Genomic DNA, 15,240 nt, shown 5'->3' on the forward strand with positions numbered 1-15,240 from the left:
GCCATCACTCGGATACGAGCTGGCTTCGGCGCGCCCGTCTCAACAGGCCCTCACGGTTGTGCGCGCCCAGCCGGGCGGCCGGCTCCTCACCGGTCTCGTCGGAGCCGGCGAGCAGGGAGACCTGCGCCTGGACAGTGCTGTGCTGGAAGAGGTCGGAGACCTTCAGGGTGCGGGAGGCGAGCGGGTGGAGCTCTTCCCAGAGCATGATGAGCAGCAGCGAACTCCCGCCCGCTTCAAGGAAGTTGACATCGTTGGGCACCTGGTCCGCGCTGTCCAGGTCGAGCACGTCGGCCCATGCCTGCCGGACCTTGAGGAGAAGTTCCGTCTGGTTCGGGGCCGACGCCTGCTCGGCTGTGGCGTCATTCACGGCATGCTCCTCTTGAGTGGATGCGAATCCGGGTCGGCGACCAGGTCCGCGGCTGCCACCGCCATGTCGGCGAGCAGCGCGCGCACCGTGTCCTCACCGAACAGGCCGGTGTTGTAGGAAAAGGCCAGTTCCATGTCGTGCTCCCCGTGCTCCGTCACCACGAGTTCGAGCTCGTACTTCAGGTGCAGCGGGTCGAGCGGCAGATAACGGCCGGGGTTACCGGGGCTGAGCTCGTCCGGTACAGGTGCCGTGTTCTGGGAGCTGAGGTAGACCGGCGTGAGGGCCGGGCGGCTCAGGTCGCGGTCGGGGTGCAGCTCGGCGGCGAGCGCGTCCAGCGGGACGTGGGCGTTGCGGTACGAGGTCATGCTGCTCTCCCTGACCCGGGCCAGCAGATCGGCCCAGGTGGTGCTGTGCCGCAGGTCCACCCGTAGCACCAGGGTGTTGACGAGCATGCCGACCGCCTCCGCGCTGCCCCGGGTCTCCCGGCCCGCCCAGGGAAAGGCGAAGAGGAAATCCCGCTGACCGCCGAGCCGGGCCAAGGTGACCGCGAGCAACGCGGCACTGGTCATGAACATCGTGCAGCCGAGGGCCCCGCTGGTGACCGTGCGCAGCTTGGTGACCACCTCACCGCCGATCCAGGTGGTGCACAGCCCGGCGTTGGTGGTCTGCAATTCGCCGCGCGGCCGGTCGTGCGGCAGGACGACATCCACCGGTGCGCCGCGCAGGTGCTCCTGCATCGCCGCCGTCTGCGCGGCGGCGTCCGCGTCGGTGCGCGTGTCATGGGCGGTGTCGAGCAGCGCGGGGTGCACGGCATCCCGCAGTTCCGGTTCGCGGCCGCTGGTCCGGGCCCGGTACACCTCGGCGATTTCGGCCATCAGCAGGTCACGCGACCACCCGTCAGCGACGATGTGGTGCACCACGAGCACCAGCAGTGTGCGGTCCTCGCACACCACGATCTCCGCCTGGGCGGGGGTGCCCCGCGCCAGGTCCATCGAGGCCCAGCAGAGCCGGGACAGGTGCGCTCGCAACCGTGCCGCGTTCCAGCCGGAGGCGTTCGTGACGGACGTGTTCGCCGGTACGCCGTCCGTGCTGTAGTACACCTGCCGCTTGCGGCGATCGAGGAAGAACCGGGAGCGCAGCGAGGGGTGCCGGGCGAGCACCGCGTCCACCGCGGCCCGAAGCGCGTCGCAGTCCACCGCGCCGGCGTACTCCACGACGGTCGGAATCAGGTATGCCGCACGCAGCGAGGGCAGCCGGTCCAGGAACCAGAACCGCTGCTGGATCGCGGACGCCGGGTGCTGCTGCTCGTCGGTGACCGTGACGGCCGGCGGACGGGCGGCGCCCGACGAGGCGCTCTCCCCGGCCACGGCCTCCGCGGCGGCGAGCAGCCGGCCGAGACCCCCGACCGTCGGGTCGGCGAGGAAGTTCCGGGGCGAGAGCACGAGACCGTACCGGCGCTGGGCGTCCGAGAGCAGCGTGACAGCAAGCAGCGAGTGGCCGCCGAGCACGAAGAAGTTCGCGGTGGGCGCGAGAAGCGCCGGGTCGACCGCCGGGCCGGAGTGGTCCCGGCCGGAGAGCGCGGCGGCGAAGAGTTCGGCCGCCCGGCGCTCGTCCCCCGTTTGCCCGGGCCGCTCGGCGAGTGTGGCAGAGCGGGCCGTCACCGGATTCGTCATGCCGCTTCCTGACGTCACGGGGACGCGTGCGGCGACGGGCCGCGGCAGCGGTGGCAGCGCCTCGGCGGGTGGCTCCCCCGGCAGCGGGGGGAGCTCTCGCAGCGGGGCCGAGGGTTCCTCGACGACCCACTCCAGCAGTTCCGCCAGCCCGTCCGCCACGGCCTCAGCCGTCTCCGCGGGGTAGCGGTCGGTGTCGTACTCGACGGTGACGAGGAGCCCGTCCTCGGTCTCGTCGACCATCAGCAGCAGATCGAACTTGGCGGTACCGGTCCCAAGCACCTCGGGCGGCGTCCACCAGGTGTGCGCCGACCGCGGAACGGTCATGTTCTGGTAGACGAACCCGACGTCGACCAGTGGCCGTCTGCCCTCCCGCTGCGCCACGGTGGCGGCCGCGGTGAGCCGGTCGAACGGAATGCTTTGATACGTCAGCGAGCGGAACGCCTCGCGCCGGGCGGCGCCGCACAACTCGGTGAAGGACTGTTCCGGGTCGACCCGGCAGCGCAGCGGCACCGTGTTGACGAAGAACCCCACCGCCTCTTCGAGGTCGGCGTGCGCCCGGTTGGCGGTCATCGTCGCGAGCAGGAACTCGCTCCGTCCCGACCAGCGGTGCAGGACCGCCTGGAACGCCGAGGCCAGCACCACATACGGAGTCACCCGCAGCGAACGTGCCAGCTGTGCCACGCCCTTGCGGACCTTCTCCGGAACGCCGCGGGCGACCTGCCGCCCCGGGCGGGAACCGTCCGGGGCGGCGAGGGCCGGCATGCGTCCGGCCAGCTCCAGGCCCACGGGAATGCTCAGCAGCTCCGCGACCCTGTCCTCGACGCCTTGCCGAAGGGCGGGATCGTCCGCCGTACGACGCTCACGCGCGGCGAAATCCTTGTAGGCGGCGGGCAGAGCGGGCAGCGCCGCGTCGCGACCGTCCAGGGCCGCGTCGTAGGCCGCTGCCAGGTCGTCGAAGAGCGGGGCGAGCGACCAGCCGTCCACCGCTATGTGATGGACCGTCAGCAGGACGGCGTTCCCGCCCTCCGGCAGCCCCTGCCACACCGTGCACCGCAGCAGCGGCCCTTCGGCGAGATCGAAGGGCAGGCGGCTACGGGCTGCCGCTTCCGTGCGCACCCGTGCCCCGGCATCCGCCGAGCCCGCGACGTCGACGACCTCCACCTCGACGGGGCGTGCCTCCAACACCCTCTGTACGGGCCTGCCGTCGTCCAGTCGGAAGACGGTCCGCAGCGGCTGGTGCCGTACCGTGACCGCTTCCAGGGCACGGGCCAACGCCGCGGCGTCCAGCGGCTGGTGGCAGCGGAACAGCAGTGGGACGTTGTAGGTGGCGTTCCCGGGGGCCGCGGCGTCCACGAACCACAGCCGCTCCTGCGCGAAAGACAGCGGAAAGACCGGCGGCTCGACCCGAGCGGCGGTGTTCCCGGTGCCAGTTCCGGCCGTCACGATACGGTGACCTCCCGCTCCGGTCCGGCCGGCTCGGAGCCGGCCGCGAGACCTTCGCCCGGAAAGGCGCCGGCCACATGGACGGCCAGTTCCCCCAGGGTGTCGCACAGCAGCACCGCGCCCGCGTCGACGGGTGCGTCGAGACGTTGCCGGGCCCTGGCGGCCACCTGCATGGCGAGGATGGAATTGCCGCCCAGTTCAAGGAAGTTGTGCTCGGGGAGCACCTGCTCGGTGCTCAGCACCTCACGCCAGATATCGCCGAGCACGGCCACGAGCTCAGAGGTGACGGGCGGCTGCGCCAAGGTAGTTCCGGCCGTGGGGGCGGAGCCGGCCGGGTCCGGGGCAGAGGGCGCGGCCGAGAGCAGCTTCAGCAGCTGCGCCCGGTCGGCCTTGCCGGTGGAGCCGAGCGGGACCCTGTCCAGCACCAGCCAGCGGGCGGGGCGCATGTAGTTGGGGAGGGTCCGGGCCAGCCTCGCGTCCAGCAACGCGGGCAGTTCGGCGACGGCACCGGCACCCACCGCGGCGAGTCCGTCCGCGGACGGCAGGACGAAACCGACCAGGGACGCGGCCGGGCCCTCGCCGACCTTCTCCACGAAGGCGGAGTCGGCGAGCCCGCAGTCCAGCGCGGCACGCTCGATCTCCTCCAGCTCGATGCGAAAGCCGCGCAGTTTGACCTGGCGGTCGCTTCGGCCGAGGAGTTCGATCGCCCCGTCCGGAAGTTGCCGACCGGTGTCACCGGTGCGGTAGATCCGCTCCCCGTTCTCGGGGAGGGTGGTGAACCGCTCGGCCGTGAGCTCCGGGCGACGCAGGTAGCCGAGGGCGACGCCGGGGCCGCCCACGCACAGCTCGCCGGTGTCACCGGTCGGGATCGGCTTCAGGTCCTGGTCCAGCAGGTGGAGTGTGGTGTCCTGGAGCGGGTATCCGACGGGGATACGTTCCAGACCGGCGAGGGTGTCCTCGGTGCAGTCGAAGTAGGCGGCGAAGGTCGTCGTCTCCGTCGGTCCGTATCCGTTCACCAGCCGGCCCGGCGGTTCGGCCGCCAGCACCTTCCGCACGGCCGCCATCTCCAGCTGTTCGCCCCCGACCACAAGGTTGCGCAGCGTGCCGAACGCGTCCGGACGCTCCCTTGCCACGGTGTGGAACAGGGAGGTGGTCAGGAACATGGTGTCGATCCGCTCGCTGCGGATCAGCGCCGTCCAGTCGTCAAGGGGCAGGCCGGTGGCCGAAGGGAAGACGACCACCGTTCCGCCGGCGGTGAGGGCGTTCCACAGTTCGAACGTGGTGGCGTCAAACGCGGGATTGGCGGCGCTGGCCACCTGGTCGCCGGGCTCGACGGCGTAGAATCTGGGCCGCAGGGCCAGCCGCAGTACCGCGCGGTGGGGGACCACAACGCCCTTGGGCCGCCCGGTCGAGCCGGAGGTGAAGGACACGTACGCGGGGTCGTCCCCCTGGCTCCGCACATCGGGCACGGGATGCCCCGGATCCTCGTAGAGCACGGGGAGCGGTTCCACCCCGCGGGGCAGCCAGGACCTGAGCTCCGCCCAGCAGCCGGCCGGCCCGGCGAGCGAGTCCTGGCGGGGCGAGTGGACGGCCCAGCGCGTGCCCGACTCGGCGACGATGCCGGCAAGCCGGTCCTTCGGGGCGAGCCCGTCCAGCGGCAGGTAGGCGGCGCCGCAACGCAGGATGCCGAGGAAGGTCACGACGAGGTCGACGGACCGGTCCTGGGGGACCGCGACCAGATCCCCCTGACGGACTCCGCTCCGCGCCAGCTCCGCGGCGAGCCACCCGGCCCGCTCCCAGAGTTCGCGATACGAAAGCCCCTCCCCTTCTGCCGGATCACGTACGGCGCAGCCGTCGGGTCGCTGCTCGACCTGTTGTGCCACGACGTCATGCACGCTCAAAGCTGCCATCACAGCCCCACCCTCATTCCTGCACTGGAATTCCGGCTCCGGAAGGATCGAAATGCGCACGCCGCTGTCGCCATTACGGCGTCAGGGGCCCCACCCATGGTCGGCAAGCACCTTGACCTCGGCCGCCCCAGATGCACTGTGCCCGGCAATGATCTGCGCCGAAATAACGCACGAAGAAGCGCCGAATATGACGGTAATTGCCATGCCCAAGAGCCCAGAAAATGATCTATTCACGTACTTTCCCCCTGAATGGAAAGTTACCTTGATAAGACAATTCGCTCAGGACTCAATCCTTGCGAGTGGCCAAAACCCACACAATAGATTTCGCCTGCACATCCATGCGCTGCACGATCACGCTAGGATGATTTACCAAGACATATATGGACACCACTGACTACATTTCGGCCATCAGCGCCCAACCCTTCAGTTGTAGTGCGCTGATCAGGTTCGTCGGGGTGACTTTCCGTCCTGGAAGAGTGGTGCGGTGAGGTTTCACAAGTAGCCGAGTGGGACGCCGAGTCGGAGGAGTTGTTGCCGCAGGTCGGCGACGTCTTCCCACGGGCGGACTTGCGGCGGCGGGCGAAGGCGTGTGTGTACGCGGGTTGTTGGGCCCGGTGTCGCGCGCGAACGGTCGGCAGTTGGCCGGTGGCAGTTGGCCGGGTAGCCGTCTGGCGTCGTCCCGACGGGCAGCAGCACGTGCTGGACCGGGCGAAGTGGGAGGTTGACGAGTTGCGCGACCGCGTCCGCCGGTATGCGCCGGACGGGCCGGCCGACAGCGCGGGCGGGGTGCTGGTCATCGATGAGACCGGGTTCGCCAGGAGCTGCCGCGTGTCCGGGCCGACGATCGCGAGCGCCGCGCGACCGCGCATGTGCCCGGGACGGTGGGCTTTGCCACCGAACCCCGCATCGCCGAGAGCCGACAACTGCCTTACGTGGTCAACGTCTCCGGCGCCCGGACGGTACTGCCCCGGCCGGGCCGGCGGCGGATCGACAAGCTGGTCGCCGCCGCGGGCCACAAGCCCAAGCAGCTCCGCTACGAGGGCTCCCGGCCGCCTTGCGATCGCACGCACCGGACGCCGCTCCTTGACGGGCAAACACTGCCGGTCGCGGCACTAGCATGGTTCGGCACTGCGACCGAATACCCGGAAATCACGAACGCGGGAGACTTACTGTGGCACTTTTCGGCCATCTCTTGTCCGAAACTGCAGAGTTGCGCCCACTGGAACCCTGGCAAGCCACGGCATTCGCCGCCTACGTGGACCGGCTGCGCCCCCACCTGTCGCCCTGGCTCCCCTGGGCCCACGTCATCACCGACACGGAATCGGCCCGTCAGTGGCTCCAGCGGTATGCCGATGAACAGGCCAAGGGAAATGGCCGGATATTCGGAATCTGGGTGGACGGAAAACTAGAAGGCGGCGCCCTGTTTCGGGTCTTCGACACCCAGTCCGGGGTGTGCGAACTCGGCGCCTGGCTCTCCCCCGAGGCAGGAGGAAGGGGACTGGTGACCCGGGCGGCCGACCACCTGGTCAACTGGGCGGTGAAAGAGCGGGGGATGGCCCGCGTGGAATGGCGGGTCACCCCCGCGAACACCCGGAGCATCGCCGTCGCCAAACGCCTGGGAATGCGCCACGAGGGAACCCTCCGCGAGGTTTTCCCCTTTAACGGCCTCCGCCAGGACCTGGAGATCTGGGCGCTCCTCGCCAGTGACCTGACGACGGGTCGCCCCACGGACTGACCCTGCCGAGCAGCGCCGCCGGCAATCGGGTCGTTCGCCAACAGTCGTTCCCACTGACCGTCTCCGCCGACCCGATCGGCGGGATCGGGTCCTGACCCGGTCGGGGTGTATCCAGCGCCACCGCATGGCCGGGTGGTGTGCCCAGTGTTCTGTGTTCTTGCTGTCCGTAGCGTCTTGGGCATGGCGCAGGGTGCGTCTCGGTGGAAAGGGCGGCGGGCATGTTTCAGGGGAAGAGCGGGGCTGGAGTCACCGGGAGCGGTGAAGCGCCGTGGCAGGCCGGGGCCGGCAGTGTCGGCGGCGGGCGAAGCGGTCTTGCTCTCTTCTTCGCTGTTACGTTTACGACGACCTGGGTGTTCTGGCTGATTGCGATGGTGCTGGGCGGGTCGCCGACGGGTTCTCCGGCTGCTGTTCCGTATCTGCTGGGTGGGTTCGGCCCGGTGTTCGGTGCGATCGCGGTACGGGTTCGCCGTACCCGCCGCGGGGAACCCGTGCCCGCCCGTGCGGTGAGGTTCCGGCAGGGCGTGCGGCTGTTGTGGGTGCTGCCTTTGCTGGTGGCGGCTTCGGGGAGTGTGGTGGCGGGTGCGCTGCTCGCGGACTTCCTGGGGGTTGCGGGGGTGAGCCTGGCCGGGGGCAGGGAACTGATCGCGAGCGTCGGCGGCATCGTGCCGTTCTTCGTCGGCATGCTGGTCGCCGGTCCCCTGTCCGAGGAGCCCGGCTGGCGCGGCACGGCATACCCGCGCCTGCGCGCCTCCATGAGCCGTCTCCAGACCGGCCTGGTGCTGGGCGCGGTCTGGGCGGTATGGCATCTGCCGCTGTTCTTCATCGAGGGAACGGTCCAGGCCGAACTCGGCCTGTTCAGCTGGAGCGGCCTGATGTTCTCACTCAGCGTCATCCCCGTGGCACTCCTGACCGGCTACGCCTACGAACGCGCCGGCCTCGCCGCATCCATCGCCGTCCACCTCGCCACCAACACCACCATGGCCATACTCACCATCGACACCCCCGCAACACAGGCACTCGTCCTGACAATCCAGACCATCCTCGCGACCACCCTGCTCACCACACAACACGACCACCGCACACAACCACCCGTACAGACGGCGGCCCCCCACCCACACCACACCACCACCAACACATCCCCCCACATCAGCCCCACCCGAGCCTGACCGATTCCGGGCCTGGGCGATCACCTCGGCCGTGAGGCCCGCCGCCAGGAGAGCCGTCAGCATCGCGAGCGGTGGATCAGGTACGCGAACGACTGGCCGCCGGGCGCGAGGCCGAACGGGAAGATGGCCGACCGGTCGTCGCCGATCACTGGCTTCCGCCCAGTGGCAGGCCGGCCCCATCCCAGCCCTTCAGTGCGGTACACCGCGGTCGGAAGCGGTCAACCCGACCGGCTCCGATGCGGCTCGCAGGCCCAAGTAATCCCTGTTCAGGGCAGTGCGGCGCTCCCAGGCGCCGTTGATTCCCAAGCTCAGAGCGCGAGTGCCTCGGTCCCGCCGGGGCAGATGTGTCCATAGGTCCGGGCGAGTACGCACACTGCGTCAGCCATGGCCTGACGCAGTTCTTCCGGCGCGACGACCTCGACATCGGTACCGAGCCGTAGCAGCTCGCCACACGCATGCTCGGTGCTCTCGGTCGGGATGACGGCCTCGCTCCAGCCGTCGGCGCCGACCGCGGTCGCGGTGGCGTCGAATGCCCGTACCACCTCAGGGGGGACGTTGGCAGCCAGCCGCTCGCGCCCTCTCGGCGACAGTCGGATGGTGGCGGTGCCCGTATAACGACGCGCCTGGAAGCCGTCCAGATAGGACGACCAGTACTCGCCCAGGACGAAGTCCTCCGGCCGTTCGAAGCGCTCATCGCTCAGAACCGCGTCGAGGACCTGGGTGACCCGGTAGGTGGCGGTCCGGCCCTGGGCCGCTGCCACGAGATACCAGGTACCGGACTTGAGCACGAGGCCATAGGGGTACAGCCGGCGGTCCACTTCTTGCGGTTCGCGCCAACGCCGGTACCGTACGTCCACTGCCCGCCGGCGGAACACCGCGTCCACGAGCACGGGCAGATACGGAGTCGCCTCGGCCTCCCGGTACCAACCCGGGGCATCCAGGTGGAACACCGCGTCGGTCCGCGTCGCCTCTTCGCGCATGCCTGCGGGCAGAGCGGCCAGCAACTTCAGCCGCGTCGCGGCCACTTCCTCGGCGAGCCCCAGATCGGCGGCGGGCGTGGGCAGTCCCGCGAGGAACAGCACCCTGGCCTCGCGCTCGCTCAACCCGGTGAGGCGGGTGCGGTAACCGTCGAGCAGCTGATAGCCGCCGGTGCGGCCCTGCTCGGCGTAGACCGGGAAGCCGGTGGCGCGCAGACGGTCCAGGTCGCGGTAGGCGGTACGCACGGAGACCCCCAGCTCGTCGGCCAGCCGTCGTGCCGACATGCGGCCACGGGTCTGGAGCAACAGCAGCATCGACAGCAACCGGTCGGCGGACATACGAGGATTCTGCTCCGAAACACTGACAGGCACTGGCACACCTGGGCCCTACCGTCGGCACGGGCCGGTCCACCCGGCTCGAAGTGTGGGAAAGACTCGAAGTATGCGAAAGAACGGAGTCCGCTGTGCCCGGAACCGGCCCCGCCGTCCGCCCTGCTGTGATCGAGCTGCGCCAGTACACCCTGCGCCCCGGCCGACGGGACGAGCTCATCGAGCTGTTCGACCGGGAGTTCGCCGAAACGCAGGAGGCGACCGGGATGGTCGTCCTCGGCCAGTTCCGCGACCTCGACGATCCGGACCGTTTCGTCTGGCTGCGCGGCTTCACGGACATGGAGGCCCGGCGGCAGGCACTGTCAGCCTTCTACGGCGGGCCGGTCTGGGCCGCGCACGGCCCCCAGGCCAACGCCACCATGGTCGATTCCGACAATGTCCTGCTGCTGCGGCCCCTGCCGGCCTGGCGCGGTTTCGGGGTGACCCCGTCCGAACGGCGGCAGCCAGGCGCCACTGCACCGGACCGGTTCGTGGCCGCCACGCTGTGGCACTTCCCTCCGCACACCCACGACGGCATCGAACTGATCGAGGACGGCCTCGTCCCGGTGCTGCGGCAGACAGGGCCCGCACCGTTCGCCGTACTCACCACGGAGACGGCAGCCAACACATTTCCCAGGCTCCCGGTCCGCACCGGGGAGAACGTCGTCGCGGTCTTCACCTCGTACCCGGACGAGAACGCTCACCGCCGCCACCTCGCCGATGCGATGGCCCATCCCCTCGTACGGAACAAGATTCTTCCGGACATCGAGCGGGCGCAGACCGCGGCCCCCCAGCTCCTGCGGCTGGCGCCCACAGTCCGCTCACTCATCCGTTGAGGTAACGGGGCGCCCTCTCACACCCGGCGGGGTATTGGCCCCCGACAGCAGTCAATACGAGGGCCACAGCCACAGGTCTGCAAGAACGCACCTCACAGGCGCGTCTCCGCAGGCCAGAACCACCTTCCGGCACCAAGCGCCGGGTGATTCCAAAGCTCAGAGCGCGAGTGCGACTCTCGTCACCCGCTCCGTGAAAGCCCTGGACCTTTTAGCTCGGGGCTTCTTTCTTGGTCCCTCACGCGACCCCTCAGCCGCGTTTCTGTCGCAGGTGACGGGAGGCTGCCAGACAGGAGGAAAGCCATGCCGCCTCCGGTCGATTAATGATCAGTCCGTCGACAGTGATCATCCCATCCATGGGGCCGTCGACCCGAATCGAGTGATCACCGACCCGGAACATCTCCCAGTCCGCGTCGCTGTGCCAGAGCCGGGCTGTCTTGTCGCCCCGGCGTTGGGCGAAAACGAGTTCCTCGCCGTACTCGTTCAAGAAGTAGCCGACGTAGTCCTTGCTGGTGATGGTGCCACCGCAGAGCCGTGCCAGGAGCGGCTCAATCGCCGGCGGGGTGTCATTCATGCCGTGGGTTCCTCGATTGGGTCCGGGTCCGGCCCTGCCGACGAGAGCGCCAGCATCCGGGCCGCCGACTCCAACAGGGTCTCGTACGTGATCACTTCTATGCGTGCCAGGTGCGTGTTGTAGGTCCGCAGCGTCTCTGCGACCTCCTGAGGTGTGATACTCCCGCTCACGTACTTCGGGTGCCCGATCACGACTGTGGCCGAGGCCCTGCGAGTATCGACGCCGTACCGCGCGAGGATAGTCTGGCGGTTCTCGTCCATGGTCCGCAGGTAGTTCTGTGCCTGGGAGACCGCGTGGTGTGCTGGGGCGCCCAGCATGAGGTGGCCGCTGGGCCGGATGACCAGTTTCTCGACGTTGGCGCGCTTGAGTTCCACCACATGCAGAGAGCCATCACCACGCAGCAGCGGAATGTCGAGAATCGTTTCCGGGGTGTACTGACGGCGGGCAAGCTCGGCCACAAAGGCGCCACCGAAAATCCACTCCTGGTTTTTCAGACAGGCGTGGAGGGCGCCCTCGGAGCTGTCAGGGTCGTCCACGGTGGCGCGCAGGGACGCGAGGCCGGCCCGCCTGGCCTTCAATTCGAGTAGTTGAGCCAGCATTCCTACGTCCGCGTCCGCGAGGACATCGCTCATCATCCGGGCGGCTTCGGCGGAGGCCGGCCGGGGCAGGTTTCGCAGGACCAGCTCCATGTGCCCATATTCCTGAAGGCGCTTCAGGTACTTGGTGGACAGCTGGATTCCACCCTCTCCGGCCCCGATACCCAAGTGGTCAGTGGAGCGGGCGATGCCGCGGAAGAGGGCATGGGCGTCGGCAGCGCTTGCGCTGGGGTTGTCAGCGCACAGGGCGTCCAGGACGGCCACCGCTCGCTCGGCGCCGATGGCAGCCATCCGCCGCATGTATTTTTCGCTGCGCTGCCTCGCCTTGTCGTCGTAGTAATTCTCCAAGGTGTCGAGGAAGAGTTTGCCGTCGGCGTAGCCGGCGAACCTCTGGAAGCGCTGGGCGAGCGCGATGTCCGAGTGCAGGAGGGACTCTTGAGCGACATCCTCCAGGGCATCCACCAACGGTCTGCCCTTGCCGTACGTCCCGCCCAAGCCATCCCCCATGATGCGCAGCACCACGTCAATGCGCTCCCGCACGCTCGCATGCTCGGTGAGCTTCCGTGCCTCTTCGACCATGAACCGGAGCGAGTAGCTGGATCGGAATGTCGCCATGCAGGTAACCCTAGGAGTTGCCACTGACAACCACGGCTCGTGAGATCCGAGGCAACAGAAGGGGTGTCAGCGCACAACTGGCACGATGACTCGATACGTAAGATTATTGGTCGGCCCTTGTAGGCGCTGGTGAACTCCTGCTTCCCGGCGACGGCGAAAGCTGGAGGAGCGTCGAGAGGGTGCTGAAGGACTGCCGTCGGCAATCCACTGCCACTCCGTTGATCACCACTACGAGATCACCGAGGCCAAGGGACCCTGATCGGGCGAAAGGCCCGTTGTCCGGCGGTGCAGGAGTGCAACGGCTTCCTTGACATATCCCTTCCGAATGAGCAGCTCCGCCAGGTTGGTCTCATTTCTTCCGGCATGGCAGGTTGGCCGCAGGACCACGATGGCCTCGTCCAATCGGCCGGCATCAGCCAGTAGATCGGAGAGATGCCATGCCCCGTACCAGGTGTCGGCCTCGGGATGCGCGCGCAGCTCCGCGATTGCCTGTTCCGTTCGGCCGCCGTAGGACAGAAGTCAGAGGCTTTCGCGGAACAGCTCAAACCACATCCCGTCGGCCTGCGCGGCAAGATCGTCGATGAAGGCCATTGCCTCCTCTGCGCGTCCCTGATCAGCAAGCAGCGTTCGGACCACCCACTCGGGGTCGCCGATGCGGGCCGGCACCGGAAGCAGGACCTCGACAGCCTCGTCGGCGCGACCGTGCCTGGTCAGCAGTTTGGCCAGCCGGACAGCCACACTCGGTGAACCGCCGACGGCGAAAGGCCGCATGACCTCGACAGCGCCCTCGATGTTTCCTCGCTCCTCCAGCGACTTGGCCAGGTGGCGGACGGCATCCTCGTCGCCTGCGCGCGCGATGTACTCCCGCAATTCGGGCAGACGGTCTTGCCGGACCTGCAAGTCGGCGAGCTGGTGACGGCCGTTGACCACCGTGGCACGGCTGGTGTGCAGCAACGCCACGGTTTCGTCAACCGGCCCCTGCCGCTCACGTACCGTGGCCAACAGCCTCACGGCGTTTGAGGGTTCGGCGCGCCACACGCAAAGCCTCGACATGCGGAATCAGCAGATCGGCCACTTCTTCGTCCCGGTCCAGGCCACCAGTCACATCGACCAACTCCTCCGCAAGGAACCAGTCCTTGGTGTGCGGGCCTAACAGCCCGAACGCCTCGTCGCCGCAGCCGTGCCGAGTCAGTAGCCTCGCCAGATACTCCAAGGCGAGCTGCTCCCCCGCATCCGCGTGTGGCCGGGCCAGAGCGATCGCCTCGTCCGTACGACCCCAGCCGTCGAGGAGGTCGGCAACCACTTCGGTCGCGCGCCACCACTCGGCATCGACGAACGGGACGAGCACGTCCAGGGCCGCATCCCGCTCATCCTGTTCGATCAGCGCCTGCGACCACGCTCTCGCGCAGTACCAGTCCCCGCCGCGCGCTTGGAGCCGCACTTCGTCGAGGTGTCCGTGCTCGACCATCAACGAGACCGTCCAGGGCGGGATCCGACCGACGTCAACGACTGAGCCCCGTATATCTCAGTTTCCGCATCTGCCTGGCGTGCCACTACATGCCAGTCATTGGGGTATATGCCAGTCAACAAGGGACTCTCCGGAACCTGGAAGACCTCCTCTTGCGCGGCCATTTCGGCAGGTCACCGGGGTTAAAGACGGTCGAGTACTGGTTGATCCCCAGGCTCAGAGCGCGAGTTCGATTCTCGTCACCCGCCCGGCCTTGAAAGCCCCAGGTCAGCGGCCCGGGGCTTCGTTGTTGTCTAGACCCCTCATGGCCAACCCTCTTGCAGGAGTGAGGAGTTGAGTGGTCACAGGTGGAGCCTCAGCCGCTCCACCGATGCCGATTCCCAGGCTGAGGAGACCGCGTCAGGGGCCGACACGTGTCGCGTCGGCCCCTGAGTGCGGGTGTCGGAGCGGTCAGGCTTGGCGCACCACTGGCGCACCATTTGAGTCGCTGCCCGAGTCGGACCGCCCGTCGCCGCGGTTGCTCGTGGCGTCCTTCCGTGCGACCCGTACGCGGGCGTCGAGGCCCTGGGCGACTTCCTTCTGCCGGTCCATGCGCGTGCCGCCGGACTGGGCGACGAGCGTGTTACCCGTGTGCCGCAGGTCGTAGAAGCGGAAGCTAGGCGGCAGCCCGACCTTGTCCCGGGCCTTGTGCCACTTCCGCCCGAACGTGGAGCGGCGGAAGAGAGCGGCCCGCTCGCTGTCGAACAGCAGTCAGTCGGGCTCCTTGGCGGCGAACCAGTCGAGACGCCGACGCACATCGACATACAAGAAGCAGTGAGGTGGTGGTGTGAGTCACCTGCTTCGAAGTGCAAGGAAGCTGCGTGCAGGCATGGGGTGCTCAGCCTGCGGGTTTGCGATGACCGCGTGGGGGGTGACCCCGTCGCCTCCTACTGGAAGACGGCTACGCCTGCGACGTCGGCCGCTGAGCCGCCGGCGTGAAGTGGCGGGAGCGCCCCCGAGCCGGGGAGCGCCCCGTCACCCATTACCTTTCGGGCGGTCCGGCGCCGTCGGCTACGAGGACGTTTCGCGGCGGATCTCGTAGCCGTACCCCTCGTCGGCGTCCGTGTCGAAGTACAGTTTCGGGCGCACGCCCGCTTCCTCGACCTGCAGAAGCGTGGACTCGGAGTCGTCCGAGAAGGAGCCTGCGGCGTCGAAGCGCAGCTCGATGGTGCCACTGCTGTCGTCGCCACCGTCGAGGCTCCACCGCCCCCGCCCGGAGAGCTTTCCGTTTCCGGGCGGGGGGTCGATGAAGCCGAACTCGATGGCGCTCCGCGGGATGCCCGACATCGCGAAGCTGCCGTCGTCGTCGAACTCGACCCGGCCGCCCCCGGCGCCCTTCCAGACCCCGGCGACCTGCTTCGCGTCCAGTTCCTCCGGCGCGCCCCCGCCGCAGCCCTCCAAGGCGAACAGGCCGCCGAGGAGCAGTACGGGGACGGCTGCGGCTATCGCGCACCCACGAAGTACCTTCACGCCCT

At 68.5% G+C, this 15,240-nt stretch carries 12 protein-coding genes; 3 read left to right on the plus strand and 9 right to left on the minus strand.

The features are described from left to right. Positions 1-4: 4 nt before the first annotated feature. Genes ACFU9P_RS13715 through ACFU9P_RS13725 form a run of 3 tightly spaced genes read right to left on the minus strand, consistent with a single transcriptional unit; the run spans position 5 to position 5,393 of the window. Positions 5-367: a phosphopantetheine-binding protein gene (locus ACFU9P_RS13715; protein ID WP_376373826.1), complete on the minus strand. Its 363-nt coding sequence runs from the start codon at positions 365-367 to the stop codon at positions 5-7. Continuing rightward, entirely contained in the window at positions 364-3,483 is a 3,120-nt protein-coding gene (locus ACFU9P_RS13720; protein WP_384079857.1) for a condensation domain-containing protein, read from the minus strand. The genes ACFU9P_RS13715 and ACFU9P_RS13720 overlap by 4 nt, the downstream gene beginning before the upstream one ends. Then, positions 3,480-5,393 carry a non-ribosomal peptide synthetase gene (locus ACFU9P_RS13725; protein ID WP_384079860.1) on the minus strand — a complete coding sequence of 638 codons (1,914 nt, stop codon included), beginning with the start codon at positions 5,391-5,393 and terminating at the stop codon, positions 3,480-3,482. The genes ACFU9P_RS13720 and ACFU9P_RS13725 overlap by 4 nt, the downstream gene beginning before the upstream one ends. A 1,171-nt stretch (positions 5,394-6,564) precedes the next feature. Between ACFU9P_RS13725 and ACFU9P_RS13730 the strand changes: the two genes are divergently transcribed. Both ACFU9P_RS13730 and ACFU9P_RS13735 read left to right on the plus strand, forming a co-directional pair. Further along, positions 6,565-7,128 (plus strand): GNAT family N-acetyltransferase, encoded by a 564-nt coding sequence (locus ACFU9P_RS13730; protein WP_384079863.1) that lies wholly within the window; start codon positions 6,565-6,567, stop codon positions 7,126-7,128. A 350-nt stretch (positions 7,129-7,478) separates the two neighbouring features. Then, positions 7,479-8,294, plus strand: a complete 816-nt coding sequence (locus tag ACFU9P_RS13735; protein WP_384079865.1) for a CPBP family intramembrane glutamic endopeptidase — start codon at positions 7,479-7,481, stop codon at positions 8,292-8,294. A 308-nt stretch (positions 8,295-8,602) separates the two neighbouring features. Here ACFU9P_RS13735 and ACFU9P_RS13740 read toward each other — a convergent pair whose 3' ends face one another. Next, positions 8,603-9,610 (minus strand): helix-turn-helix transcriptional regulator, encoded by a 1,008-nt coding sequence (locus ACFU9P_RS13740; protein WP_384079868.1) that lies wholly within the window; start codon positions 9,608-9,610, stop codon positions 8,603-8,605. A gap of 125 nt (positions 9,611-9,735) precedes the next feature. Here ACFU9P_RS13740 and ACFU9P_RS13745 point away from each other — a divergent pair, with 125 nt between their 5' ends. Beyond that, a complete protein-coding gene (locus ACFU9P_RS13745; RefSeq protein ID WP_376386543.1) occupies positions 9,736-10,476 on the plus strand; it encodes an NIPSNAP family protein in 741 nt (246 codons plus the stop codon). A gap of 247 nt (positions 10,477-10,723) precedes the next feature. Here the strand turns inward: ACFU9P_RS13745 and ACFU9P_RS13750 are convergent, their stop codons facing one another. The 5 genes from ACFU9P_RS13750 to ACFU9P_RS13770 all read right to left on the minus strand — a co-directional run bounded on the left by ACFU9P_RS13750 (position 10,724) and on the right by ACFU9P_RS13770 (position 15,235). Next, positions 10,724-11,047 (minus strand): hypothetical protein, encoded by a 324-nt coding sequence (locus ACFU9P_RS13750; RefSeq protein ID WP_376386541.1) that lies wholly within the window; start codon positions 11,045-11,047, stop codon positions 10,724-10,726. Continuing rightward, positions 11,044-12,258 (minus strand): Shedu anti-phage system protein SduA domain-containing protein, encoded by a 1,215-nt coding sequence (locus ACFU9P_RS13755; RefSeq protein WP_376386539.1) that lies wholly within the window; start codon positions 12,256-12,258, stop codon positions 11,044-11,046. The genes ACFU9P_RS13750 and ACFU9P_RS13755 overlap by 4 nt, the downstream gene beginning before the upstream one ends. Positions 12,259-12,777: 519 nt before the next feature. Beyond that, positions 12,778-13,269 carry a hypothetical protein gene (locus ACFU9P_RS13760; RefSeq protein WP_376386537.1) on the minus strand — a complete coding sequence of 164 codons (492 nt, stop codon included), beginning with the start codon at positions 13,267-13,269 and terminating at the stop codon, positions 12,778-12,780. Continuing rightward, positions 13,244-13,726 carry a hypothetical protein gene (locus tag ACFU9P_RS13765; RefSeq protein ID WP_376386535.1) on the minus strand — a complete coding sequence of 161 codons (483 nt, stop codon included), beginning with the start codon at positions 13,724-13,726 and terminating at the stop codon, positions 13,244-13,246. Before ACFU9P_RS13765 ends, ACFU9P_RS13760 begins: the two co-directional genes overlap by 26 nt. A 1,050-nt stretch (positions 13,727-14,776) precedes the next feature. Continuing rightward, positions 14,777-15,235 (minus strand): hypothetical protein, encoded by a 459-nt coding sequence (locus ACFU9P_RS13770; RefSeq protein WP_376386533.1) that lies wholly within the window; start codon positions 15,233-15,235, stop codon positions 14,777-14,779. Between the last annotated feature and the right edge of the window lie 5 nt (positions 15,236-15,240).

This window comes from Streptomyces sp. NPDC057617, from assembly GCF_042800555.1.
Lineage (GTDB): Bacteria > Actinomycetota > Actinomycetes > Streptomycetales > Streptomycetaceae > Streptomyces.

Excerpts from the sequence above, each read along its gene's own strand:
- ACFU9P_RS13725 (WP_384079860.1), bottom strand. The coding sequence starts at position 5,393 with ATGGCAGCTTTGAGCGTGCATGACGTCGTGGCACAACAGGTCGAGCAG.
- ACFU9P_RS13740 (WP_384079868.1), bottom strand. The coding sequence starts at position 9,610 with ATGTCCGCCGACCGGTTGCTGTCGATGCTGCTGTTGCTCCAGACCCGT.
- ACFU9P_RS13750 (WP_376386541.1), bottom strand. The coding sequence starts at position 11,047 with ATGAATGACACCCCGCCGGCGATTGAGCCGCTCCTGGCACGGCTCTGC.
- ACFU9P_RS13755 (WP_376386539.1), bottom strand. The coding sequence starts at position 12,258 with ATGGCGACATTCCGATCCAGCTACTCGCTCCGGTTCATGGTCGAAGAG.
- ACFU9P_RS13765 (WP_376386535.1), bottom strand. The coding sequence starts at position 13,726 with ATGGTCGAGCACGGACACCTCGACGAAGTGCGGCTCCAAGCGCGCGGC.